General features: G+C 72.4%; 16 protein-coding genes. 9 read left to right on the top strand and 7 right to left on the bottom strand.

All coding sequences use genetic code 11. The annotated features are described in order from the left end of the window. Positions 1-74 precede the first annotated feature (74 nt). The 4 genes from WMF14_RS13220 to WMF14_RS13205 all read left to right on the top strand — a co-directional run bounded on the left by WMF14_RS13220 (position 75) and on the right by WMF14_RS13205 (position 7,238). Entirely contained in the window at positions 75-4,019 is a 3,945-nt protein-coding gene (locus WMF14_RS13220; RefSeq protein WP_437801335.1) for a protein kinase domain-containing protein, read from the top strand. A gap of 9 nt (positions 4,020-4,028) precedes the next feature. After that, positions 4,029-4,517 carry an SsrA-binding protein SmpB gene (smpB, locus tag WMF14_RS13215; RefSeq protein ID WP_012234932.1) on the top strand — a complete coding sequence of 163 codons (489 nt, stop codon included), beginning with the start codon at positions 4,029-4,031 and terminating at the stop codon, positions 4,515-4,517. 174 nt (positions 4,518-4,691) lie between these two features. Beyond that, positions 4,692-6,203: a pyridoxal phosphate-dependent decarboxylase family protein gene (locus tag WMF14_RS13210; protein ID WP_437801334.1), complete on the top strand. Its 1,512-nt coding sequence runs from the start codon at positions 4,692-4,694 to the stop codon at positions 6,201-6,203. A gap of 153 nt (positions 6,204-6,356) precedes the next feature. After that, entirely contained in the window at positions 6,357-7,238 is an 882-nt protein-coding gene (locus tag WMF14_RS13205; protein ID WP_437801333.1) for a hypothetical protein, read from the top strand. Positions 7,239-7,281: 43 nt separating this feature from the next. Here the strand turns inward: WMF14_RS13205 and WMF14_RS13200 are convergent, their stop codons facing one another. Beyond that, complete coding sequence (locus tag WMF14_RS13200) at positions 7,282-9,312, bottom strand: amylo-alpha-1,6-glucosidase (protein WP_437801332.1); 2,031 nt, start codon at positions 9,310-9,312, stop codon at positions 7,282-7,284. 306 nt (positions 9,313-9,618) lie between these two features. Between WMF14_RS13200 and WMF14_RS13195 the strand changes: the two genes are divergently transcribed. Both WMF14_RS13195 and WMF14_RS13190 read left to right on the top strand, forming a co-directional pair. Then, the gene (locus WMF14_RS13195; protein ID WP_437801331.1) at positions 9,619-10,113 is read left to right on the top strand and encodes an SRPBCC family protein; all 495 of its coding nucleotides are present in this window, start codon (positions 9,619-9,621) and stop codon (positions 10,111-10,113) included. Continuing rightward, positions 10,110-11,114, top strand: coding sequence for a zinc-dependent alcohol dehydrogenase family protein (locus WMF14_RS13190; protein ID WP_437801330.1), 1,005 nt, complete (start codon positions 10,110-10,112; stop codon positions 11,112-11,114). The genes WMF14_RS13195 and WMF14_RS13190 overlap by 4 nt, the downstream gene beginning before the upstream one ends. A gap of 25 nt (positions 11,115-11,139) precedes the next feature. Here WMF14_RS13190 and WMF14_RS13185 read toward each other — a convergent pair whose 3' ends face one another. After that, entirely contained in the window at positions 11,140-12,915 is a 1,776-nt protein-coding gene (locus tag WMF14_RS13185; protein WP_437801329.1) for a hypothetical protein, read from the bottom strand. A gap of 228 nt (positions 12,916-13,143) precedes the next feature. Further along, positions 13,144-13,809 carry a hypothetical protein gene (locus WMF14_RS13180; protein ID WP_437801328.1) on the bottom strand — a complete coding sequence of 222 codons (666 nt, stop codon included), beginning with the start codon at positions 13,807-13,809 and terminating at the stop codon, positions 13,144-13,146. Between the two features lie 132 nt (positions 13,810-13,941). Here WMF14_RS13180 and WMF14_RS13175 point away from each other — a divergent pair, with 132 nt between their 5' ends. Next, entirely contained in the window at positions 13,942-15,075 is a 1,134-nt protein-coding gene (locus WMF14_RS13175) for an amidohydrolase family protein (RefSeq protein ID WP_437801327.1), read from the top strand. Between the two features lie 117 nt (positions 15,076-15,192). Here the strand turns inward: WMF14_RS13175 and WMF14_RS13170 are convergent, their stop codons facing one another. Further along, the gene (locus WMF14_RS13170; protein WP_437801326.1) at positions 15,193-15,684 is read right to left on the bottom strand and encodes a DUF6691 family protein; all 492 of its coding nucleotides are present in this window, start codon (positions 15,682-15,684) and stop codon (positions 15,193-15,195) included. Then, positions 15,681-16,124, bottom strand: coding sequence for a YeeE/YedE family protein (locus WMF14_RS13165; protein WP_437801325.1), 444 nt, complete (start codon positions 16,122-16,124; stop codon positions 15,681-15,683). The genes WMF14_RS13170 and WMF14_RS13165 overlap by 4 nt, the downstream gene beginning before the upstream one ends. Positions 16,125-16,437: 313 nt before the next feature. Between WMF14_RS13165 and WMF14_RS13160 the strand changes: the two genes are divergently transcribed. Next, complete coding sequence (locus WMF14_RS13160; RefSeq protein WP_272103100.1) at positions 16,438-18,243, top strand: serine/threonine-protein kinase; 1,806 nt, start codon at positions 16,438-16,440, stop codon at positions 18,241-18,243. Between the two features lie 55 nt (positions 18,244-18,298). Beyond that, on the top strand, positions 18,299-21,157 hold the full coding sequence (locus WMF14_RS13155) for a TonB-dependent receptor domain-containing protein (RefSeq protein WP_437801324.1): 2,859 nt from the start codon (positions 18,299-18,301) through the stop codon (positions 21,155-21,157). A gap of 219 nt (positions 21,158-21,376) precedes the next feature. Here WMF14_RS13155 and WMF14_RS13150 read toward each other — a convergent pair whose 3' ends face one another. Together WMF14_RS13150 and WMF14_RS13145 are read right to left on the bottom strand one after the other, a co-directional pair. Then, entirely contained in the window at positions 21,377-21,802 is a 426-nt protein-coding gene (locus tag WMF14_RS13150) for a bleomycin resistance protein (protein ID WP_437801323.1), read from the bottom strand. A 238-nt stretch (positions 21,803-22,040) separates the two neighbouring features. After that, positions 22,041-23,429, bottom strand: coding sequence for an IS1380 family transposase (locus WMF14_RS13145; RefSeq protein WP_437789980.1), 1,389 nt, complete (start codon positions 23,427-23,429; stop codon positions 22,041-22,043). Positions 23,430-23,899 lie beyond the last annotated feature (470 nt).

The following is a 23,899-nucleotide window of genomic DNA, read 5'->3' as shown; positions in this document are numbered from 1 at the left end:
TTCTCGTACTCTTCTCGTACTCATCCCCTCGCCCTCGCCCTCGCCGCACCGGACGCCGCCGCCCGAGAGGTCCTTTGCCTCGCTGCCCACGTTGCCACATCCGGGTCTCCGCCTCGCGCCCGTGTCCCCGCGACGGCTTCACGGCGCCCGCGGTCACGGAGGCGGGCGCCGGGGCGCCGTCGCGCATCGAGGGCTTCGCGGTGGGCGGCGAGCTCGGCCGGGGCGGGTTCTCGGTGGTCTGGGAGGCCACGCGCCGCGACGACGGCGCGGCCGCCGCCATCAAGGTCGCGCGCGCCAGCACCGGGCTCGCGCGGGCGCGCTTCGCGCGGGAGGCAGCGGCGATGTCCCGCGCCGGCGCGCCGCCCGCGCCCGCGCTCCACGCGCGCGGGCAGCTCGACGACGGGCGGCCTTACCTCGCGATGGAGCGGGTGCGGGCGCCGACGCTCGCCCGGTGGATCGAGGACCGCGCCGCGGGCGCAGGCGCGGCGGCCACCCCCGACGGCGCGCTCGCGGTGGCCGCGGCGGTGCTCGAGGCGCTCGGCGCCGTCCACGCGCGCGGCGTCGTGCACCGCGATCTCACGCCCGACAACGTGGCGATCGACGCGACCGGACCCGCCGTGCGCGCGACGCTGCTCGACTTCGGCCGGGCTTGCACGCTCGGCGTCGACGCCGCCTCCGCGACGGGCGACGGCGCGGCGTGGGCCGGCGCCGAGCGGACCGGCGCGGGCTTCGCGCTGGGGACGCCCGAGTACATGGCGCCCGAGCAGATCCGCGGCGAGGCGGCGGCGGACGCGCGGACGGACCTCTATGCGTTCGGCGTGATCCTCCACGAGCTCTTCGCGCTGAGGCCGCCCTTCGTCGGCGATCGCAGCGCGATCGAGCACGGCCACCTCCACCTGCGCCCACCGCGCCTGCCGGAGGAGGCAGGCGCCTCCGACGCGTTGCAGGAGCTCATCCTCGCCTGCATGGCCAAGGATCCGGCCGAGCGCCCGCCGAGCGCCGACGCCCTCCGGCGCGCGCTGGAAGACGCGCTCCCGCGCATGCTGGACGATGCGCGCCGCCGCGCGCCGTACGCCCTGCCCGTGGCCGCCGCCGCGCCCGCAGCGGCCGAGACGCCCGCAGCGGCCGAGACGCCCGCAGCGGCCGCAGCAAAGGCGCCGGCCGCGGCGCTCATCGCGGAGGGCCGCCGGCTGATGGCGCTCGTCGCCGTCGAGACCACGGCGGACGCCGCGCAGGTGAGCGCCGCCGTCGCGCGGCGCGCGGGCTTCGTGGCGCGGCGCCGCGGCCGACGCTTCGTCGCGGTCTTCTCGGGCGCCGACGTCGAGGCGCCGCTCGCGGCCGCGCTCGCCGCCGCCGAGGACCTCACCCGCGGCGGGGAAGCGCGCGCCGCGGTCCACCTCGCCCCGCTCCGCAGCCGCCCGCGCAGCGACGGCCCGCCCGCCGTCTACGGCGCGGCGGTGGAGCAGCCCGAGACCTGGATCCCCGAGGGCGCGGCGGGTCCCGTGGTGCTCACCGAGGCCGCCGCCCGCGCGCTCCCGGCGGCGCGCGCCGGCGCTGGCGCCGAGACGGACCTCCTGCGGCAGCGCGCGGGACCGCCGCTCGTCGGCCGAGACGACGTCCTCGACGCGCTCGCCGCCAGCGCCGGCGCCTGCTTCGCGCGCGGCGCGCCTGGGCTGTTCACGCTCCTCGGCGAGCGCGGCCTCGGCAAGTCCCGCCTCCTCGCGGAGGCGGCCGCGCTGGTGCAGCGCCTCTGGCCCGACGCGGCGGTGATCGCCGCCGCCGCGGAGCCGCCCGCGGCGGGGGATCCGGCGCGGCCGCTGCAGGAGCTCCTGCGCCAGGCGCTCGCCGGAGCGCCGCCGGGCGACGAGCACGGCCCGCGCGCGCTCGCCTCGGCGCTGCGCGCGCGCGCGCGCAGCGGGCCGATCGCGGTCGTCCTCGACGACGCGCACTGGGCGCCCGACGGCCTCCTCGACGCGCTCGAGGTCGCCACCCTGGACCGCGAGCGCGGGCCCTGCTGGGCGCTCGTCGCCGCGGATCCGCGGCTCGCCGCCGCGCGCCGGGGGTTCGGCGCGCGCGCCGCCCGGAGCGACGCGGTCACCCTGGCCCCGCTCGACGCGGCCGCCGGGGTCCGGCTCGCCGCCGCGCTCCTCGCGCCCGCCGAGTACCCGCCCGCGGCCGCGCTCGACCGGCTGCACGGCTGGGCCGCCGGCAACCCCGCGGCGCTCGTGGAGCTCGCCGCCGCGCTCAAGGAGGCCGGCATGGTGCGCCGGCGCGCGCGGACAGGCAGCTTCTACCTCGCCACCGCGGCGCTCGACCGCATCCCGCCCTCCCCCGCGTGGCAGTGGCTCGCCACGCGCCAGCTCGACCTCCTGCCGCGGGAGATCTCGGCGTGCGCCCGCCTGTGCGCGGTCCTCGGCGTCACCTTCAGCGCCGCCGAGGTCGAGCGCGTCCAGGGCGCGCTCGAGCGCGGCGGCGGCGCGACCACGCCCGTCGACGCGCGCGCCGGCCTGCGCGCGCTCCGCGACCACGGCCTGCTCGAGCAGCGCGCGCCCGATCGCTTCGCCTTCCGGAGCGCCGCGCTCCGCGACGCGCTGTACGGGATGCTCGACCCGTCGCACCGCCGTCGCGTCCACCAGGCTGCGCTCGAGGTGTGGCGGGACGCCCGGGATCCGGGTGCGGACGCGCTCGAGCGCCTCGCCCTGCACGCCGCGGCGGTGGGCGCGCGCGCGGAGGCCGCGGCGGCGTCGATCCGGCTCGCCGAGGCAGCGCTCGCGGCGCACGAGCACGTGGCCGCCGACGCCCATGCAACGCGCGCGATCGAGGTGATCGAGGTGATTGACGTGATCGACGTGGGCGACGTGATCGACGCGCCGGGCGAGGCTCCGGGAGGTGTGCCTGGCCAGGCGCTCGGCGGCGCCGACGGCCTGGCCAGGGCGCGCGCGCTCACGCTGCGGGGCGCGGCGCGCTACCGGATGTCGCGCACGCGCGAGGCGCTCGAGGACCTCACCGCGGCGGCCGCCGCCGCGCGCGCGTCGGGCGCAGACGCGCTGCTCTGCGAGGCCCTGCTCGAGGAGGCCGCGGCGCTCGATTGGGACAACGACTTCGCCGGCTCGGCGGCGCGCGTGGAGGAGGCGCGGCCGATCGTCGCGCGCCTCGGCGACCGCCGGCTCTCGCGCCGCTTCCTCGTGGCCGAGGGGCGCTGCGCGTGGCGCCACGCGCGCGTGCCCGAGGCGGTCGAGCAGCTCGGCCGCGGCGCGGCGATGGCCGAGGCGGACGGAGATCACGAGGCGCGCGTCGTCGCGCTCCTGCTGCTCGCGTGCGCGCTGGTCGTGGCCGGTCGGCTCGCGGAGGCCGAGGCCCGCTTCGACGAGGTGATCGCGCTCGCGGCCGGGGCGAAGGACAGCGTCCACCTCTGCGTCGCGTACTGCAATCGGTTCTTCCTGTGGACCGCGATGGAGGCGCTGGACCGCGCGATCGACGATCTCCGGCGCGCGGTCGATCTGGCGCGCGAGGTGGGCAACCCGTGGCCCGAGCGCGCGGCGACCGGCAACCTCGCCGAGCAGCTCTTCTGGAACGGGAGCGACGACGAGGCGCTCGAGCTCGCCCGCCGAGGCCGCGCGCTCGAGGAGCGCTTCATGGAGCGCCCGGTGGTCGAGCTCTCGCTGATGCTCGCCCGGCTCCACGCCGCGCGCGGCGAGGACGCCGAGGCCGCGGCGGCGGTCGCGTGGATCCGCGCGAGCTGCCCGCCCGGCCCGGCGGCGCCGAACGCGCAGGCCCTGCTGGACGCCGTGGCGCTCGCGATCGGCGCGCCCGGCGGCGCGAGCTGGGAGGAGACGCTCGCGCGCTCGCGCGGCCTGCTCCCGATCGAGCGGCTCGAGGCGCTCTACTTCCTGGCGCGCGCCGCCCGCCGCGCCGGCCGGGAGGCCGACGCACGCGCGGCCTTCGCCGAGGCCCGCCCGCTGCTCCCGTCGGGCCTCTCGTTCGCCCGGCGCTTCGCCGCGCTGGGGATCGACGGATAAGATCCCCTGATGCCGAAGGAGAAGGCCAGGCCGGGCGAGACGCTCATCGCGCGCAACAAGCGCGCAGGCTTCAATTACGACCTCGGCGACCGGTTCGAGGCGGGGATCGTCCTCAAGGGGAGCGAGGTGAAGATGCTTCGCGCCGGCAAGGCCGACTTGACCGACTCGTTCTGCACGGTCCTCCGGGGCGAGGTGTTCCTGCACGGCGTGAGCATCGCCGCGATGGCCAGCGCCGCCTTCGGCCACGTGCCGAAGGGCGCGCGCAAGCTCCTCCTCCACCGGCGCGAGATCGAGCGCATCGATCTCTCGATCGCCCGCGAGGGCATGACCGCCGTCGCCACCCGGCTCTACTTCAAGAGCGGTCTTGCCAAGGTCGAGATCGCGCTGGCGCGGGGGAAGAAGAGCCACGACAAGCGCGAGACCATCAAGGAGCAAGACGCCGAGCGCGAGATGCGCGCCGTGGTGGTGCACGGACAACGAGGGTACGGACGCGCGTGACGCTCCGCGAGCTCGCGGAGGACCCAGCTCGGGTGTCGATCGCAGGCCGGCAGCCACCCCGGACGAGGCGGCTCGTCTCGCTGGAGGTCTCTAAACGTCTTCGCGACGTTTTCGCGACGTTTTCCCCCGGAACGCCGCCCGCCGTGGAGCGCGCGGTGAAGTAGGATGCCCGCGTTGGCCCGCCCGAAACGCCCGCCGTCAGGCCCCCACCCGCTCGAGCTGCCGGGCGACGCCATGCGCGAGATGGTCGAGCTCGCGATGGACCGCATCGTCCAGCACATCGAGAGCCTGCCGGAGCAGCCGATGCACGCGACGCGGGGAGGCAAGCGGGTCGCGCGCTCGCTCCGCGAGCCGCTGCCGGAGCGCGGCGTGCCTTATGAAAAGCTCCTCCGGAAGCTCTTCGGCAAGCTCATCCCGATGAGCCTGAACACGGCGTCCCCCGGTTACATGGGGTACATCCCGGGCGGCGGGCTCTTTCACGCGGCCGTGGCCGATCTGATCGCGGACGCGGTGAACAGGTATGTGGGCGTCTTCCAGGCCGCCCCCCTGCTCGTGCAGATCGAGGCGAACGTGATCGCCTGGTTCTGCGCCATGCTCGGCCTGCCCGAGGGTTCGGGGGGGATCCTCACGACGGGCGGCTCGCTCGCGAACCTCGTCGCGGTGATCACCGCGCGCCGCGAGCGCCTCCCGCCGGACTTCCTGCGAGGGACCCTCTATGCCTCGGAGGAAGCGCACCACTCGGTGACGAAGGCCGCGCTCCTCGCCGGCTTTCCGCCAGAGGCCGTGCGCGAGATCCCGGTGGACGGGCGCTTTCGCATGCGGCCCGGCGCGGCGGCGGAGGCTGTCGCGCGCGACCGGGCGCGCGGCCTCTCCCCTTTCCTCCTCGTCGCCTCCGCGGGCACGACGGGCACCGGCGCGATCGACGAACTGCCCGCCCTCGCCGACCTCGCCCAGACCGAGCGCCTCTGGCTGCACGTCGACGCGGCGTACGGCGGCTTCTTCGCGCTCACCGAGCGAGGGCGCGCGGCGATGCGGGGGATCGAGCGCGCCGACTCGGTGACGCTGGACCCGCACAAGAGCCTCTTCTTGCCGTACGGGACAGGCTGCCTCGCGGTGCGCGATCGCGAGGCGCTGCGGCGCGCGCACGCGCTCTCCGCCTCGTACATGCCGCCGATGCAGGCGGAGGACGATCTCGTGGATTTCTGCGCGATCAGCCCCGAGCTGTCGCGCGACGCGCGCGGGCTGCGGGTGTGGCTGCCGCTCAAGATGCATGGGGCCTCGATCTTCCGGGCCGAGCTCGACGAGAAGCTCACGCTCGCCCGCGGCGCGGCCGACGCGCTCCGGCAGATGGCGCACATCGAGGTCGTGGCGGAGCCCGAGCTGTCGCTCCTCGCGTTCAGGGCGCGGCCGCCCGGCGTCGACGACGGGCCGGCGCTCGACGCGCTGAACCGGCGCCTCCTCGCGCGGGTGAACGCGAAGCAGCGGGTGCTGCTCACGGGGGTGGTGGCCGGGGGGCGGTTCCTGCTGCGGATGTGCATCCTGAGCTTCAGGACACACGCGGACCGCGTGAACGCGGCGCTCGCCGACGTCGCGACGAGCCTCGCGGAGGTGCTGGAAGAGCTCCGCGATGGGCGGCTTTCGCCCGCGCGCGGAAGCGATCGGCACGGAGGAGCAGACGACGACTGAAGGGGCGCAACAGCCCCGCTCGCCCGGCGATGGCTCAGCTCGGTCTCGTGGAACGGCCAGCCATCTCGACACCCACCGGCGAGGAGATCCCTAAGCTGCTCACGGTGGTTTGGCTCCGGCGATCCATCTACGATCGAACCGAGGAGGTTCTCCATGCGCACACAGCGACCTGTCTTGTTCGCGACGCTCCTATCGGCCGTCCCCGTCGCGATGTCCGCCGTGCCCGGATGCGGGGATGACGAGGCGCGGGCGCGGGCAGGCAGCGATTTCCTCTCCAGCTATGCGAAGGCCCTCTGCGACCGCACCTTCGCGTGCTGCGACGCGGCGACCCGCGCTGCGCACGACCTGGACGCGAGCTCCGCCGACGCGTGCGCCTCGGAGCTCGAGGAGATCCTCGTTGCCGTCAGCGACGGAGGCGAGGTGAAGGGCACCTTCGTCCCGGAGAAGGCGGAGGCGTGCCTCGCCGAGGTGGACGCGGCCCCCTGCGCCGAAATTCAGATCGTCAGCGTGCTTCTGGGGGTGAACGCCAAGTTCACGCCGTCCTGCCCCGGTGCGTGGGACGGCTCCGTGCCCGAGGGCGGGACGTGCGGCAACAACTGGGACTGCGCCCGGGACCGCTGTTTGCACACCGTCGACGCGAGCGGACAGTCGACGTCGGCGTGCAGAGCGAGGGCGGTGGCCGGAGAGCCATGCTCGTCGAGGTTCGACTGCGACGACGGGCTCCGGTGCGACCAGCCCTCGGCGCCCGACGCGGGGACGTGCGCGCCACGGCTCGCCATGGGCGAATCGTGCAAGGGAAGCCTCGACTGCCAGGACGAGCTTCGCTGCGGCGAGGACAGGACGTGCCAGGCGCGCGAGCAGGCGGGTGGTGCATGCGCGTCGGACGAAGACTGCGCGGCCGGCGCGGCGTGCGATGGCGCCACGTGCACGCCGCTCGGCGCCGCCGGCGCGCCCTGCTCCGCCGATTCGGACTGCGCGTCCTTCGCGTGTGCTGATGCGACGGGCACCTGCGCCGACGTGTGCAAGGGCAATTGATCTGGATCTCACCGGCGTCGAGCCCCGCGCCGGCGTCGTCGCGTCAAGCGGGCGCCTTGACGGGCGACGCCGCCTGGTCGAGGAGCGTGAAGGCGCGGAGCGCCTCGCCGACGCTCCACGCCTGGGCGATGCAGCCGCGCGGCACGAAGGGGGCGTCACCATCGAAGATCTCGCTGATCGAGCCGAGGCCGGCAGCGTTGATGTGATCGCCCATCGGCGCGAGCAGCCGGCGAGCCGCATCGGGATCGCGGTAGACGCGGAGGTGCGCCTCGATGAACGGGCCGATGAGCCACGCCCATACAGTGCCCTGGTGGTAAGAGGCGTCGCGGCGCTCCTGATCGCCGACGCAGACCCCCTGATAGGCCGGCTCCGACGGGGCGAGCGAGCGCAGCCCGTGCGAGGTCAGGAGCGCCCGCGCGCACGCGTCGACAACGGCGCGCTGTCGCTCGGGGGAGAGCGGGCTCTCGGGGAGCGACACGGCGAAGAGCTGGTTCGGCCGGAGCGCCGCCTCGGCGCCGGAGGGCCCGTCGAGGACGTCGTAGCAGTGGTCCGCGGCGGCGTTCCAGAAGCGCTCGAAGGACGCGAGGGCCCTCGCCGCCATCCCCTGATACGGCTCGGCGGGCTCGCCGAGGCGGGCGGCGAAGGCGACCATCGCCCGCAGCGCGTTGTACCAGAGGGCGTTGATCTCGACCGGCTTGCCGATGCGCGGCGTGATCACGCGATCACCGACCTTGGCATCCATCCAGGTGAGCTGGACGCCTTCCTGCCCGCCGCGGAGCAGACCATCGCCCGGGTCGACATGGATCCCGTAACGCGTGCCCTTGATATGCCAGTCGATGATGTCCTGCAGCACCGGGAACAGATCGCGCAGGAGCCCGTCGTCGCCGGTCGCCTCGTGACAGGCGCGGATGGCCTGGAAGTACCAGAGGGTGGCGTCCATCGTGTTGTATTCAGGGACCGTGGCACCGTCGGGGAACCGGTTGGGCAGCATCCCCTGATCCACGAAGGCGGCGAACGTGCGGAGGATCGGCGCGGCGATGCTCGCCTGTCCTGTCGAGAGCGCGAGCCCGGGGAGGCTGATCATCGTGTCGCGGCCCCAGTCCTCGAACCAGGGATACCCGGCGATGATGCTCTTGCCGGGGCTGCCGCCGGGGCTCTTACCGGGGCTGCCGCCGGGGCTCTGCGCGCGGTCTACGACGAACTGGTCGGCGGCGAGGACGAGCTGTGCGACCCAGCCGGGGGCGGCGGGCGCGCCCGACGGCCTCGCCCCGCTCCACGCCGCGAGGAGGGCCCGATCGCGCGCGCGGCGGCGCGGAAGCGCCTCCGGATCGACAGCGGTGGTGCCGTCTCCGGCGGCGGCGAGGAACACCACCGTCTCGCCGGGCAGGAGGGTCGTCTCGAAGGTCGCGACGTGGATGTGGTCGTCGCGATCGAGGAGCCCGCGCGCCGTCTCGGCCGGGAGCGCGAAGCCGCGGTAGAGCTCCGTCGCGGGGGTGGCCGCGCCGCCTTCCAGCTTGAGGAACAGCGGCAGCGCGTCGCCGGCCGTGACGACGCGGACGCCGCCCGAAGCGGCGCTGACCCCGGCCGGCCACGCGACGGTGCCGGTGTTGTGGAAGACGCGGTTGTTGGCGATGGCGCGCGCGGTGAAGCGCAACGGCTCGCGGGCCCGGAGCGCGGTGTAAGCGATGTAGGTGGTGTTCTGGCCGTGCTCCATCCAGATGCGCTTTTCGAGCAGCGCGTCGGCGCAGGCGTAGCGCCAGCAAGGGATCGAGCCGTCGAGCGCGAAGTGCTCGATGTTGACGAAGCCGCTCGGCGCGACGGCGCCGCTCGCCCAGCGGTTGGTCGCGAGGTCCCAGGCTGCGCCGCGGTACGTGACGATCTCGTCGAGCTTGACCAGCATCAGCCGCCGATCGACGGGCGGCCGGAGGGCAGCGACGAGGAGCCCGTGGTAGCCACGCGTGAGCGAGCCGGCCACCGTCCCGGAGCCATAGCCGCCGATGCCGTTGGTGACGAGCCACTCGCGCTCTTCGGCGATCCCCAGGTCGCCGCAGATCTCCCTCCCCATCCCGACCATGCGCTCCTCCTCCGGGACATCTATAGCTGACCGAGCGGGCTCGACGCGACCCTCGAAATCGCCGAGACGTCCTCGGTCGGCCTCGCCATCGGCCGGTCCCTCCCGACACCACGTTGCCCCCCGCGACGCGCCATCGCTCGCCGACGACGGGCGGCGACCGCTTTGTCACGCCATCCGCAATTGCGCCATGCCGGAAGGCCGGCTCCACCCTTCGCGGATTCACGACACACTTGTTACTCTCCGCTTTCGCGGCTGCCTGCTAGAGACCTCTCCTAGCTCGTTGACCACCAGCCCATGGAGAGAGACATGACTGACCGCAACTACACGACCACTTTCACGGTACCCCAAAAGCCAGCCGAGGTGTTCGCCGCCATCAACAATGTGCGCGCGTGGTGGTCTGAAGGCATCGAAGGCGAAGCCCATAGAATCGGAGCCCGATTCACGCACCGCGTGCTGAACCTGCACCGGTGCGATATCGAGGTCAAGGGCCTCGTCGCGGGCGAGAAGGTCGTCTGGACCGTTCTCGACAATCACTTCAGCTTCACCAAAGACGAAACGGAGTGGAAGGGCACCGACATGGTGTTCGAGATCGCCAGGAGAGGCGACAAGACCGAAGTGAAGTTCACCCACGTTGGGCTGGTGCCCGAGTACGAGTGCTACGAGGTCTGCAAGGACGGGTGGCGCACCTACATCAACAGCCTGTACGCCTTGATCACTACCGGAAAAGGACAGCCCAACGTCGGCGAAGCCAAGACGGAGAGCGAGCAGGCGCTCGCCCGTTCGGCAAAAGGTGTTTCGTGAGATCGATCCGGTTGCGAGCGCCAGGAGGCTTACACCAGCTCCACCTGGTCGAAGAAGATCGTCCCGAGCCGGGGCCGGGCGAATTGCTGATCAGGGTCCGGGCGAGCTCGCTGAACTTCCATGATCACATGGTGGTGCTGGGAAAGATCCCATGCGCCGATGACCGCATCCCGATGACCGATGGCGCTGGAGAGGTGATCGAGGTCGGCGCCGGTGTCGATGAATTCCATCCCGGGCAAACGGTCGTCAGCACCTTCTATCCGCACTGGCTGGCAGGCGAACCGACGCCGACGGCCAAGCGGGACATACCGGGAGAGATGGTGGACGGCTATGCCCGCGAGTATGCGTGCATGCCGGCGCACGCCTTCACGAAAGCACCGACCGGCTACACGCCTGTCGAAGCGGCGACGCTCCCCTGCGCGGGTGTCACTGCCTGGCGAGGCCTGGTGGTGGCCGGCCGGGTGAGGCCCGGGGACACCGTGCTGGTCCTTGGCACGGGCGCGGTGTCGCTCTTCGCGCTGCAGTTCGCGAAAGCCGCAGGCGCACTGGTCATCGCGACCTCTTCGTCCGAGGAGAAGCTGGAGAAGCTCAAACGACTCGGGGCCGATGCGGTCATCAACCACAAGGCCATGCCGGAGTGGGGTCGGAAGGCCAGGGACTGGACCGACGGACGCGGTGTCGATCATGTGATCGAGGTCGGCGGGCCCGCCACCCTGGCGCAGTCGATCGCAGCCTGCAGGACAGGCGGGCACATCGCCTTGATCGGCCTCTTGACCGGGTTTGTGGCAGAGGTGTCGATCCCGACCCTGTTTTCAAACCAGATTCGCATCAGCGGGATCTCCATTGGCAGCAGGGCAGACCAGGAGGACATGATCCGGGCGATAGAGGCCAATCGTTTGAAGCCCGCGATCGACCGCTCATTTCCGCTGCATGGAATCGCCGACGCCTTCAGACACTACGAATCTCAAAGGCACTTCGGGAAGGTTTGCCTCGAGCTTTGAGCTATCGCCGCGGACATCCCCGGGTTCAGCCGCCGGCCCGCAGCTCGATGAGCAGCTCGTCGCAAACGGCGATCCGCGGATCGGCCGGATTGCACACCCACCCGCCTATCACTGGCAGCGCGATCTTGGTGCCGCTCGGCCCGTGGGTGAACACCGACATCGTGCCGACTTCCAGCGCCCAATCGGCGAGCTCCGGCGCCGCGAAGTCGGCGACCTCCTCCAGGCTTCCCTCGACGCGCTCCTCCTCACCGCTCGCGAGCGTCCAGATCCGCCAGTCCTTGGCGCCCACGCGCGCGGCGACGCGCCTGCCGTCGAGCGAGAACCGCGGCGCCGGCTCGGAGAGCCGCGGCCGCCGGCCCGATGCCGTCGCCCGGCCGCAGCGCCGCACCATCGCGCCGTCTTCGGTGCGGACCTCGATCTGCCCGCCCTGCTGCACCGCGAGCATGCTCGCGTCCTCGGCCATCCCCAGCGCCCAGCCGGCGAGCTCGAACGCCACCGTGCGGGTGCAACGCCCGTGCGGCAGCTCGTGCAGCGCCACCGTCGTCTCTTCCTGGCGCAGCGCCGCCAGGCGCGACCCCTCGCGGTCGTACGCCAGCGTGTACCAGTGCGGAAAGCCGAGCGGCTCCTCCATCACCAGCGGCTCCCCGCTGCGCGCGTCCCACAGCTGCAATCCGCCGTGCGTGCAGATCAGGTGACGTGTCCCGAAGTGCAGCCATGGCTGCGCCGGCCCGCCCTCCAGATACGGTTCCAGCTCTGGACTGAGCCGCGCGATCCGCCGCCCGGTGCGACCGTCGAGCAGCTCCCGGTCGCACAGCAGCCGCTCGCCGCTCGGATCGAAGCGCGGCGGGAACCCTGGCAGCGGCGGCCGCGTCCTCTGGCGCACGAGCTCCGCCAGTGACCAGATCCGCAGCGCCGCCCCGACCGTGGCCACGTGTTTGCCACTCGGCGACAGGCAGATCGCATGGCCGCCGATCGGCAGCACGTGTGCGCGGCCGTCGATCCACCCGATCGTCCCGCTGCGGTACGTCGATACCACCATCTGCCCGCCGCCATCGGTGACATCGGAGACCGGCGAATCGGTTGCGAGCTGCCGCTCGACGGCCAGCGTCTCGGGATCGACGACGTACACGAATCCTCCGGCGTATTCGTCGAGCGTCCCGTACACGATCAGGCGCGAGCCGTCGGCCGAGAGCTGCGCGTGCGCGCTGCCCTCCTCCGGGCACGGCAATGCCACCCGCAGCGCGCCTTCCGACCGGACCAGATACGCCGGCCCCCACCCGTCCGTCACGAACCGCGGATACGCCGGCGCGGCCGCGTCGTCCGGCGGCTCCGGCTCGATCACGGCGCGGCTCTCGGTCCAGCGCCAGCGCAGACGCTCCCGCCGGCGCTCCTCGGGCGGCTGCGCGTTCGGGTGCAGCCGCCTCGCCGCCAGCACCACCTCGTCCTCCGACGCGAAGCGCGGCACCTGCAGCCCGGCGAGCGACAGCTTCTCGTCAGGGTACAGCTCGGCGAGCAGACCGTCGTGCATCGGCAGCCCGCGCAGCGGGCGGATCCACGGCCGCCCGCGCGCCGCGAGCTCCTTCGCCCACGCTTGGTGTAGCGATGCCAGCGCCTTGACGCCGAACGTCCGCGCCAACAGGCAGCTCCCCAGCGAATCGGGGTACTGCGTCCACAGCCTGCGATCGGCGTCCAGCGCGCGACGGATCTGCGATCGAACCGCCTCGTCGCGCAGCTGCGCCAACCACGCCTCGAGGGAGCCGGTGGCGAGGGCGGACTCGAGCGCAGCGAGGGCGGCGGGCATGCCTCGCTTATCGCACGGACCCGCCCACGTGAGCAGTCGTTCTCGGGCCTCCTCGGCACCTCCGCAGGCGCCAGCGAGGAGCGCCGTGAGGAGCAGGCAGGGGGGCCTTCATGGTACGACAAGCGCACCGTGCCCCAACCGACAGGGGCAGGCGAGTTCGCGACATGCTCGAACGCGTTTCACACGCGCGCTGGGCCTCTGGTAACCGGCGCGATTCGAGCGGTCAACTCATCGACACGTGCAGTCGACCGAGATGGTGTAGCTGCCTTCGGCCCCGGCGTAGCCGTCCACCACCAGGTAGGATGTCTGGCCTGGCGCGCTCGTCCAGCTCACGGTCTCGACGGTCTGTAGATCCTGCGGGGTCGAGGAAGCCATCTCGTTCGACCGGATGGGGTCGCAGGCGGAAAGCAGCAGCAGGTCCAGGTCCGTCGCGAGGTTCTCGAGCTTTGCGACCACCATGCACTCGGTCGTCGAGGAGAAGGCATAGACCGTCTCACGCCCGGACTCGGCACGAGCGGTCCGGCCGTAGCCCGTCCACACATTCGCGCGCCCCTGGCTCGTCGTGCTGTGATTCAAACGATCGCCACAGGTGATCGGCAACGCTCCCCCACACGGGTCGGCCGCACCATCCCCGCCCCCGCCCGCGACACCGCCCCCGGTGCCGCCCGGGTCGCCGCCGGCGCCGGTGCCGCCGTGGCCGCGCTCGCCGCCGGCCGTTCCCGCCGAGCCGGCGGCACCGCCCTCCCCGCTGTTCGCGACGGATCCGCCGCCGCCACCGGTGGCGCCAGAGCCATTGCCGGCAGCACCACCCGGCGCGCCAGCCTCGGGCACATCGTTGCCGCACGCTGCAACCATGAAAACCGCGTAACCAAGAGCCAGGTGAAATCGAAGCACATTGCCTCCTTCCGTTCCGCCTGCGCCCCGCAGCCTATCATGCCAATTCGGTGATCTGCCCCGAGGCGTTCCTTGCCGAGCGCGGCCTCCTGCGCGCTATGCTCGGTCATGCTCGCGTCCAGAGGTCACCTCATGTCCCGCGCGCATATCGCAGCGGTCCTCCTCGTTCTCCTCCTGCCAGCCGCGTGCGCTCACGGCCCGGCGCCGTCGCAGCCCGCCGACATCGCGGCGCTGCGACTCGCGGACTGGCAGCCCACACCGCTTGTGGCGCTCGAGCGCACCGCGATCACCCACCTGGCCGTGCCCGCCATCGATGTCCACACGCACCTGCGCCGGGTCGTGGACGTGGCCGCCGAGGTCGCGCGCATGGACGCGTTTCACGTCGAGACCATCGTCAACCTCGATGGCTTCTCGGGCAAGCGCCTGGCGCGCGAGCTCGAGCGCTTCGACCGCGCATATCCAGGGCGCTTCCTGACCTTTGCCAACCTCGACCTCACGCTCGTGGGCGGGCCGGGGTGGGGCGAGCGCGTGGCCGCTCAGCTCGCGACCGACTTCGAGGCCGGGGCCAAGGGGCTCAAGATCTTCAAGGAGCTCGGGCTCACGGTGCGCACGCCCGAGGGCCGGCGCGTCGCGCTCGACAGCCCGGAGCTCGAGCCGGTCTGGCGCACGTGCGCGCGCTACCGCAGGCCCGTGCTCTGGCACGTGGCCGACCCGGCGGCGTTCTTCGTCCCGCTGGACGCGAAGAACGAGCGCTGGCACGAGCTGCGCGAGTTCCCGGGCTGGTCGTTCGCAGACCGGACGCGCTTTCCCACGCGCGCGCAGCTCTTCGAGGAGCGCAACCGCGTCCTCGAACGCCACCCCGACGTCACCTTCGTGGGCGCGCACATGGGCAGCTCGTCCGAAGACCTGAAGCAGCTCGCGGGCTGGCTCGATCGCTTCCCCAATTTCAACGTCGACATGTCGGCCAGCATCAGCGAGCTGGGCCGGCAGCCGCGCGCGGCCCGCCGCTTCTTCGCGCGCTACCAGGACCGCGTGCTCTTCGGCACCGACCTCAAGAGCGCAAAGACAGCAGGCTACGAGGTCTACGCGCGCTTCCTCGAGACCGAGGACGACTACTTCGACACCGAGGCAGCGAACGGCCGCCAGGGGTTCTGGAGGATCTACGGCATCCAGTTGCCCGCGCCCGCGCTGCAGAAGATCTACCGCGACAACGCCCGCCGCCTGCTCTGGCCCGCAGAGGCCGATCGGCCCGCGGCACGCCCGTGATGCTCGGCGCCCGGCGCGATATACGATGTTCCGTCCGGCGCGACACGCGATGTTCCGTCCGTCGTTCCGCGCGGTGTGCGTCGCTCCGCCCGTCACGCGCGTTGTTTCACTTGCCGTTCATTCCATCGTCTGCTCGCTCGTTTCGCCCGTCCTCCTGGCCGCGGCGAAACGCTCGATCGCCATGCCGGCGGCCATCGCCGCGACGAACGCGAGGACGGCGCTCGATCCGGTCGACAGCGAGACGAGCGCCGGCCCCGGGCAGTACCCGGCGAGACCCCAGCCGACACCGAAGAGCCCGGCGCCGGCGACGAGGCGCGCGTCGATATCGGCGCGCGTCGGGACGACCGCCCGATCGGCCAGGAGGGGAAACCTCGGCGCGCGGGCAAGGCCGGGCGCATCGGCGCTGCCCCCGCGCCGCCGCCGGCGAAGGACGCGGTACGCCAGGAAGTGCACGGAGACCGCGCCGGCCATCACGAACGCGAGGCTCGGGTCCCAGTCGCCGGCCACGTCGAGGAAGGCGATGACCCTGGACGGCTGCGTCATGCCGGAGACGCCGAGCCCCACGGCGAACAGCAAGCCGGCCAGGAATGCGGCCGCGCCCTGCCTCATCGCGCCGCCCCGAGCAGGTGCCGGCTGACGTACACGGTGACGGCCGCGGTCGCCATGAACGTCACCGTGGCGACGAGAGACCGGACCGAAAGGCGGCTGAGGCCGCAGACTCCATGGCCGCTCGTGCACCCGCTGCCGAGCCGCGCGCCGCACCCGACGAGCAAGCCGGCGACGATCACGAGGCCGAGCGAGCCGCCGCCCCCCGCCGGAGGGAAGGCGCGCGGGTGCGCGGCGACGAGCGCGAGACCGCCGAGGAGGAGGCCCCCGACGAACGCCGCACGCCAGGCGGTATCGCCAGGCTTCCGGAAGAGGAGCCCTCCGAAGACGCCGCTGATGCCAGCGACCCTCCCGTTGAAGAGCAGGAGGAGAGACGCGCCCAGGCCGATGAGCACGCCGCCGAGGAGGGGGCCTATCGCGCCTATCGCAGTGAATTCATTCACGATGAGACCTCGCTGAGGAACCGGTGGCCAGCATAGCAATGCGCGTCATCCACGGAAGACGAACCACCACGCGGTGCGCAATGCCGGAGCCCGCTCGGCGTGTGTCGACCGGCCCCGCCGGCTCGCGCGCCCCTCGCCCCTCGTCCACCGCCGCTCGCCGCGCAGCCGCTGCTGCCAGCGCGCGGTGCCACACCCCGCCACGATCGCCGCCCGACAGAGCGGGTGGGGCTGGAAGCGGGCGTATCGCACACGGCGCCGGCAGGCGGCCGAGATTCTGCCGGGTCCCAGAGGTGCTGGTGTATACTGACGGCCGATGGCCCACGCAGGCTCGGACGCGGCGGAACCGGCTTCATGGCGCAGGATTCCGCGCGTCGGGGATGTCGTCGGCGGCAAGTACCGCGTCGAGCGGGTGCTCGGACGCGGCGGCATGGGGATCGTCGTCGCGGCGCACCACCTCTCGCTGCGCCATCGCGTCGCGCTGAAGTTCCTGCTGCCCGAGGGGCGCACAACCCCCGGCGCCACGGAGCGATTCTTCCGAGAGGCGCAGGCCGCGGCGGCGATCGCCAGCGAGCACATCGCCCGCGTCATCGACGTGGGGCAGACCGACGACGATCTGCCCTATTTCGTGATGGAGTACCTGAATGGCATCGATCTGGAGGCGCTGCTCGAATCGCGGGGCCCGCTGCCCGTGGAGCACGCGGTCAGCTACGTGATCGAGGCCTGCGAGGCGCTCGCCGAGGCGCACTCGCTCGGGATCGTCCACCGCGACCTCAAGCCGGGCAACCTCTTCCTCGCGAGCCGCAAGGACGGCTCGACCCTGATCAAGGTGCTCGACTTCGGCATCTCGAAGGCGTCCGAGGAGGGCGTGCTCGGCTTGAACGCCCAGCTGACCGCATCCGCCGTGGTGCTCGGCTCTCCCCGCTACATGTCGCCGGAGCACATCCGCAGCACCCGCACGGTGGACGCCCGCAGCGACATCTGGGCGCTCGGCATGACGCTCTATCAGCTCCTGACAGGGCGGCTGCCGTTCGAGACCGAGTCCGTCTCGGCGCTGTTCGTCAGCATCGTGACCGACGTGCCCGTGCCGCCGCGCAGCCACCGGCCGGAGATCCCGCTCGCGCTCGAGTGGATCATCCTGATGTGCCTCGAGAAGGATCCAGCGCGCCGTCCCCAGACGATCGCCGAGCTGGCCACGCTGCTCGAGCCGCTCGGGTCGGAGTACGCGCGCCAGACGGTGGCGCGCATCCTGCGCAGGGCGATGGGGAACGAGGCCGTCGACGCGCCGCCTCCGCCGGATCGCCCGCGGGCCATCGACGAGGAAGCCGAGACCCTGACCGGGCCGATCGGCCCCACGCGTGGGTCCCGGCACAGCTTGAGCGAGCAGGCGAAGGAGCGCGCCCCCTCGATGCCGCCCACGCAGGCGTCCGTCGCTCCACCCGCCCTCGCGATGGCGGCCTCGCCCTCGATGCCGCCTGCGCGGGTGTCCGTCGTTCCTCTCACGCTCACCGCGACAGCCTCGCCGTCGGTGACGCCCGCGCGGGCGTCCGTCGCTCCTCTCACGCTCACGGCGGCGGCCTCGCCGTCGGTGCCGCCGGCGCAGACGTCGGCTGCCGGACCTCCCTCCGTGCACGCGTTGCCCCCGGACGAGTCGCTGGCGCCGACGGCGGCGCCGTCCAGGCGGGGCGAGCGCGTCGCCGCAGGGGATCCACAGGAGCGGCGCCGGCGAAGCATGGTCGCGCCCATCGCGGCGGCGGCGCTCGTCGCGCTCCTCGGGGGCATGGCGGCGACCGCGTGGCTCGGGCGCGGCGCGGCGCCGGCCGCGGGCGCGCCGCCTGCCGGCGAGGCGGCCTCGCAGGTCGCGCCGGCGCAGGGCGAGCCTTCTGCGCCCTCGAGCGAGGATCCCGGGCCCTCGTCCCTCCCGCCGTCCGAGGCCGCCTCGCCGCCCACGGCCGCGGCGGCCGCCGCGGCGAGCGGGTTCGCCACGGCCGGGGCCGCGCTCACGCCGCTCGGCTCGGCGAGGGCGGGCCGCCCGCGCGCGGTGCTCGCGCCGTCGTCGCCGTACCCGGCCAGCAGCGAGCCGGCGCCGACGAAGGCGACGCGCCTGCGCGAGCACCGCTAGCGGCATGCGTCGAGCGCCCTCGAGCACGCGCGCTCGCCGGTGGAGGCTCGCCGCGGTGCCCCTCCTCGCGGGCGCCCTGCTCCAGGCCCCCGCCGCCCGCGCCGACGGCGAGGGCCAGGCCGACGAGGCCGACCTCCACTTCGACCTGGGCCGCGATCTCTACAAGCAGGGGCGGTTCCAGGCCGCCCTCGAGCACTTCCTCGCGTCGAACCGGCTCGTGCCGAACCGCAACGTGGTCTTCAACATCGCGCTCACCTACGAGGAGCTGGGCCGCTTCGCCGACGCGCACCGGTACTACGACGACGCGCTCGAGGGCGAGACCGATCCGGAGGTCGTCGCCGAGCTCCAGGCCGCGCTCCAGCGGATCGCGCCGCGCGTGGCCGTGCTCCAGATCGTCACGTCGCCGCCGGGCGCCAGGATCTACGTCGATCGCAAGGACCTCGGCGCGCGCGGCACGGCGCCGCGCCGGCTCGCCATGTCCGAGGGGCGCTACCGGATCCTCGTCGAGCTCGCGGGCTACGAGCCCGTGGCCGTGGACGACGTCCCGGTGAAGCTCGGGCAGAGCAAGGAGGTCCTCATCGTGCTCCGCCGCATCGTCGGCACCGTGCGGGTGGACGTGCGCGGCGCGAGCGAGGCCACGGTGCACGTCGACCACGAGGGCGCGCCGCCCGCCTGCACCGCCCCGTGCGATCTCGATCTGCCGCCGGGCCGCCACGTGCTCCATTTCTCGCGCCCGGGCTTCGAGGCGGCGCCGCAGCCGCTGACGCTCGCCGCGCACGAGACGGTGCCGATCACGGCGACGCTCAGCCCGCTCACCGGCTCGATCCTCGTGCGCGCCGACGAGCCCGCCGCCCTCGTCGAGATCGACGGCCGCCCCATGGGCTTCACGCCGTCGGTGATCCAGGGCGTCCCCGTGGGCCGGCGCCGCGTCCGCGTCAGCCTGCGGGGCTTCACGCCCGTCGAGCGGACGATCGAGGTGGCGGCCGGCCAGCAGGCGGAGCTGCGCGACGTCACGCTGGCGCCGCTCCGGGAGGTGTCGTCGGCCTCACGCGTCCTCGAGCGCCTGGAGGACGCGCCCGCATCCATCAGCGTCATCGACCAGCAGGAGCTGCGCGCCTTCGGGTACCCGACCATCGCCGAGGCGCTGCGCGGCACGCGCGGCGTCTACCTCTCGAACGATCACGTGGTCTACTCGGCCGGGATCCGCGGGCTCGGCGAGCCGCTCGACTACGGCAACCGGCTGCTCGTCCTCTCCGACGGCCACTCGACGAACGACAACGTGCTGAACGCCTCGTTCGTGGGCTCCGACGCGCGCGACGACCTCCACGACGTGGATCACATCGAGGTCGTCCGCGGCCCTGGCTCGCTGCTCTACGGCACGGGCGCGCTCTCCGGCATCGTCAACCTCGTCCCGCGCGGGCGCGACGAGCCCACGGCCGCGCACGTGGCGGCCGGCACCTACTACGACGGCGTGGGCCACGCGCGCGCCGGGTTCCACTACAACGCCCGCAAGGACGCGGGCGTGCGGGCGAGCGTCACCGGGGCGCGCTCCGACGGGTTCGACGTCCCGGTGTCGCTGCGGGACCCCGGCGAGGGGCCGCGCGCGCAGATCGCCGAGCGCGCCGAGACGTTCCGGGCCGGCGGCACGTCCGGGCGCGCCTGGTACGGGCCGTTCACGGCGCAGTGGATGTACCACACGCGCGAGCAGCTCGTCCCGACCGGCTACGTGGGCACGCGGCTCAACGACCTCGGGACGAGCTACGAGGACGCGCACATGATGGCCGAGCTGCGCTTCGAGCCGCGGCTCGCGCCCGATCTGCAGCTCGTGGCGCGCGCCCACGTGAACCGCTTCGTCTGGCGCGGCGTCTACGCGTTCGAGGAGGAGACGATCTTCGAGCAGCAGCACGGCACCTGGCTGGGCGGCGAGCTCAGGGCGGCGTGGACGCCGCTCCCCTGGCTGAGGGTCACCGGCGGCGGCGAGGTGCAGGCGCACCCCGAGGCGACGCTGGGCAGCGTGCTCGGGGACGGCCGCGTGACCACGAAGCCCGAGCCGTACCGCTTCGGCGCCGGTTACCTCATCCTCGACAGCTCGCCCGCCCCGTGGGTCCGCCTCTCGTGGGGCGCGCGCCTCGACGTCTACAGCACGTTCGCGCCGATCGTCGTGCCGCGCGCCGCGATCATCCTCCGGCCCGCGCCGGGAGGGGTCCTGAAGATCATGGCCGGGCGCGCCTTCCGCGCCCCGAGCATCTCCGAGCAGTTCTACACCGACGGCAAGACGCAGGTGCCCGCCGTCGACCCCGCCCGGGGCCTCGTGCTCAAGCCGGAGTCCATCGCTTCGGCCGAGATCGAGTACTCGCAGCGCCTCGGCGACGACTGGACCGCGCTCGGCGCCGTCCACGCGAGCAAGCTGTCGGCCCGGATCATCTCCGCCGAGGACAGGCCCGGGGTGCCCGGCGTGGTGCGCTACGTGAACAGCCGTCCAGACGCGTTCGTGGCGGGGGGTGACGTCGAGCTCCGCCGCGAGTGGCGGCAAGGCTGGATGCTGGCGGCGACGTACGGCTACCAGCGCGGCGAGCTCAGGCGCGGAGAGCGGCTGATCAACGCGCCGGAGCACCTGGCGTCGTTTCGCGGCGTCGTGCCGGTGGTGGAGCGGCTCGCCGCCGCCGGGCTCCGGATCAACCTGGAGGCGCCCCGGCGCATCGCCCGCAGCTCGGCCGACGAGACCGCGGGCGCGATCGTCGCGGACCTCACGGTGTCCGGGGAGCTCCAGCGCTTCCACAGCCGCTATGTGATCGGCATCTACAACGCGATGGACACGCGGTACGACTACCCGGCCGCGGAGAGCTACCTCTCGACCACGAGCCGGCAGAACGGCAGGACGTTCCTCGCCGAGATCACCGTCAGCTATCCCTAGTTTCGCCCGCCAGGGGTCCAGCCAGGGATCCAGAGAGAGATTTCAACGCAAAGACGCGAAGGCGCAAAGACGCAAAGAAGAGCAGATTATTTGTATTTTTGCGCCTTTGCGTCTTTGCGTCGAAATCTCTTCGTTCGCGCTACAGATCCCTGGTTGGACTTCTGACAGGCGGAGCCAGTTCGGTCGATCGGACTGGCGACCAGCGAGCACGGAGAGCGATCAAGAGCGCAGAGGGCGCTGGCCCAGGTCGGTGAAGAACCGCAGGAGATAGCCGTCAGGGTCGGCGACGACGAACTGGCGGTTGCCGAGCTCTGTATCGCCCTCACGGTACCATCGATCCTCGAAGGGGATCACGATCTGGAAGCCGCCTGCGCACACGCGCTCGTACAGCGAAGTGACGTCGGCGACCTCGATCTGAAAATTGACGCCGCGCCCGTAAGGATGCTCCAGCGGCGCGGTGCGGAACCTGCGGCCCGGCCCTGCCGCCTCCTGCAGCATCAGCTGCGCGCCCTCGAGGTCGATGAAGGCAAATCTCTCCTCGGGCCTCTCGAACCGCAGCGTGCAGCCGATGACGCCGACGTAGAAGCGGAGCGAGGCGCCGAGATCCGCCACGTCGAGCTCCGGGATGAGCCTCTGCCCGTTCATTGTCCTTCCCAAGCGAGATCGACCGATGGCTCGAGCCACGCCGCCGTTTGTCGCAGCGCGAGGAGCCGCATGCTGAGCGTGGATTTCGCGCCCAGGGGGGCACGAGCGAGCCGAAGGCGCCGTGCGAGCGGCGCTCGGCCAAGCGCGTGCGGTTTAAACTACAATTGGCTGACGCCCAGAGCGTCACGAAGGCGCACGCCCCCCTTACCCCCCACGATCATTTCGGCTGGTTTCATTTTCAATTGAGCCAGCGGGCGAGCTGCGAGCACGTCGGCACGTGCAGGGTCGTGCCCCGACCCGACCGGGCCAACCTTCCCGGAACGAGGATCAGCGCGCGGCGCAGCCACGGCGTTCGCCAGCTCGCCAGGTGCGGAACGTGCTCCAGCACATAGCGGCGCATCAGGTTGGCCGTCAGCAGCTTCAGCAGCAGCGCGGCATGATTGGCGTTGAAGCAGTGGCTCGGCACGCGACCGCATCCCCACCCGTGCTTGAGCTCGCCAATGAGCGGCTCGATGCCCGCGCGCAGGTCATACCGCGCCGCGACGTCTTCCGGCGCTTCGACCGGCTCGTTGGTCAAAAAGACCTGCACCGTGTAGTCGAGCCCCTCCCAAAGGTTGATCTGCTTGCCATTCTCCCGGTCGCGTGTGCGTACGGCGATGACGCGGACCCCATCGGGCCAATCGCGGCGCCGGAAGAGCACCTCGGTCACCTGCCGTCGAGGACGACCGTCGGCATCTCGGTCGATGGTCCGCCATCCGGTGGCGTACGCGATCCTGCCCACCAGATCGGGGCTCATCCGCGCCTTGGTCAGGAAAAAGCATCCCTTCGCAGCAACGGCGTGCATCAAGGCGCTGCAATCCCCAGCGCCATCGATCCGTACGTAGATGGCTGCACTCGGAGCTGCGGCGCGCGCGCGATCAATGCACTTCTCGACGAAGGGCACATCGGCTTCGCCGAAGCTCGTGTCGCCCGGTCGCAGCTTGGCCCCGACGATGGCGTCAACCTCGGCGATCCGCGCCAGGATCGGATGATAGCTCGGCCGGCCGTGGTAGCGCGGGTTCGGGCCCGGCCGCGCCCCCTCCTGCATTCCGAAGAGCGGCTCCACGGTGGTGTCGACGTCGATATGCACGAATCGGTGCTTTCGGCGAGCAACCAGGGCAAGCCCGTGATCGACGACCATGCTGTGCAGCGCCTCGAGCGCATCGTCGTCGAAGCGGCACAGGTCCCGGTAGACGGTGTCGATGCTCGGGACGACCCCGCCGGCGAGGCGTACGAAGAGCGGATCGACGGCGAGCGCCTCGATGCCGAAGACGCGCTCCTCGCCGGCGAGCGCGCCGTCCATCAGCAGGCGCATCTGCGCGGCCATCGGGTAGATAACCGAGCGACCCGACTTCAGCCGGAAGAACCTGCGGCTCAAGGCCGCGTCGACGCCAAGCTCCCGGATGAAGGCGCCGAATGGGGCAAGCCCTGCGATGCCCGTCAGATTCTTCTCCGTGGGCGCGATGTGAATCATGGCAGGGTTTGGCCGCCGGATTCGCTCCTGGTGCCGCCCGTCGCCTTTCCTCTTGAACCCGAGTTCGCGCCGGCGCACCTTGGAGGTGCTCGGCGTGTGCCTTCGTTTGGTCATAGCAACCCGGACGGGTCGCCACGCCGAGCCTTTCTTTCAAGGCGTTCCTTTTACAGCGCCGGATTTCTCACGCCCCGGATCGGATTTCTGGGCGCGAAATCCACGCTGAGAGCGTACCGAACGCTCGGGCGGGGCTGCCAGTGCCATCTCAGCAGCGACGGAGCTCCGCTCGCGCCCCAGCGGCGCGCTCGCCTCAGCTCTTCAGGGCGGAGGAGCCGGCGGGCGCTCCGGCGGGTTCAACGTCCCGGCGGCGCTGAGCGACCCCCGCGCGGACCGCGCATTCTGGCCCACGATCCCGGGTACGGGCGTGCAGGTGCACGGTGGGGTGGACGCCCCCCCACGATCGACATCCCCCTGCCCTGAGCGCGAAACCGCCGGTCGCGATCTGCGTAGGTGCCGGTGCGTGGACGAGAAGAGCACGACGCGGCCCGCGCCTTTGGCCAGGCGCGGAGCGCCAACCACCTCTGCGA

This window comes from Sorangium sp. So ce693, assembly GCF_051521375.1.
Classification (GTDB): domain Bacteria; phylum Myxococcota_A; class Polyangia; order Polyangiales; family Polyangiaceae; genus Sorangium; species Sorangium atrum.
This window is presented reverse-complemented; position numbering and strand designations above follow the sequence as displayed.

Coding starts and splice junctions, on each gene's coding strand:
- WMF14_RS13205 (WP_437801333.1), top strand. CDS start 6,357: ATGCGCACACAGCGACCTGTCTTGTTCGCGACGCTCCTATCGGCCGTC.
- WMF14_RS13160 (WP_272103100.1), top strand. CDS start 16,438: ATGGCCCACGCAGGCTCGGACGCGGCGGAACCGGCTTCATGGCGCAGG.
- WMF14_RS13170 (WP_437801326.1), bottom strand. CDS start 15,684: ATGAGGCAGGGCGCGGCCGCATTCCTGGCCGGCTTGCTGTTCGCCGTG.
- WMF14_RS13195 (WP_437801331.1), top strand. CDS start 9,619: ATGACTGACCGCAACTACACGACCACTTTCACGGTACCCCAAAAGCCA.
- WMF14_RS13145 (WP_437789980.1), bottom strand. CDS start 23,429: ATGACCAAACGAAGGCACACGCCGAGCACCTCCAAGGTGCGCCGGCGC.
- WMF14_RS13175 (WP_437801327.1), top strand. CDS start 13,942: ATGTCCCGCGCGCATATCGCAGCGGTCCTCCTCGTTCTCCTCCTGCCA.
- smpB (WP_012234932.1), top strand. CDS start 4,029: ATGCCGAAGGAGAAGGCCAGGCCGGGCGAGACGCTCATCGCGCGCAAC.
- WMF14_RS13150 (WP_437801323.1), bottom strand. CDS start 21,802: ATGAACGGGCAGAGGCTCATCCCGGAGCTCGACGTGGCGGATCTCGGC.
- WMF14_RS13185 (WP_437801329.1), bottom strand. CDS start 12,915: ATGCCCGCCGCCCTCGCTGCGCTCGAGTCCGCCCTCGCCACCGGCTCC.
- WMF14_RS13200 (WP_437801332.1), bottom strand. CDS start 9,312: ATGGTCGGGATGGGGAGGGAGATCTGCGGCGACCTGGGGATCGCCGAA.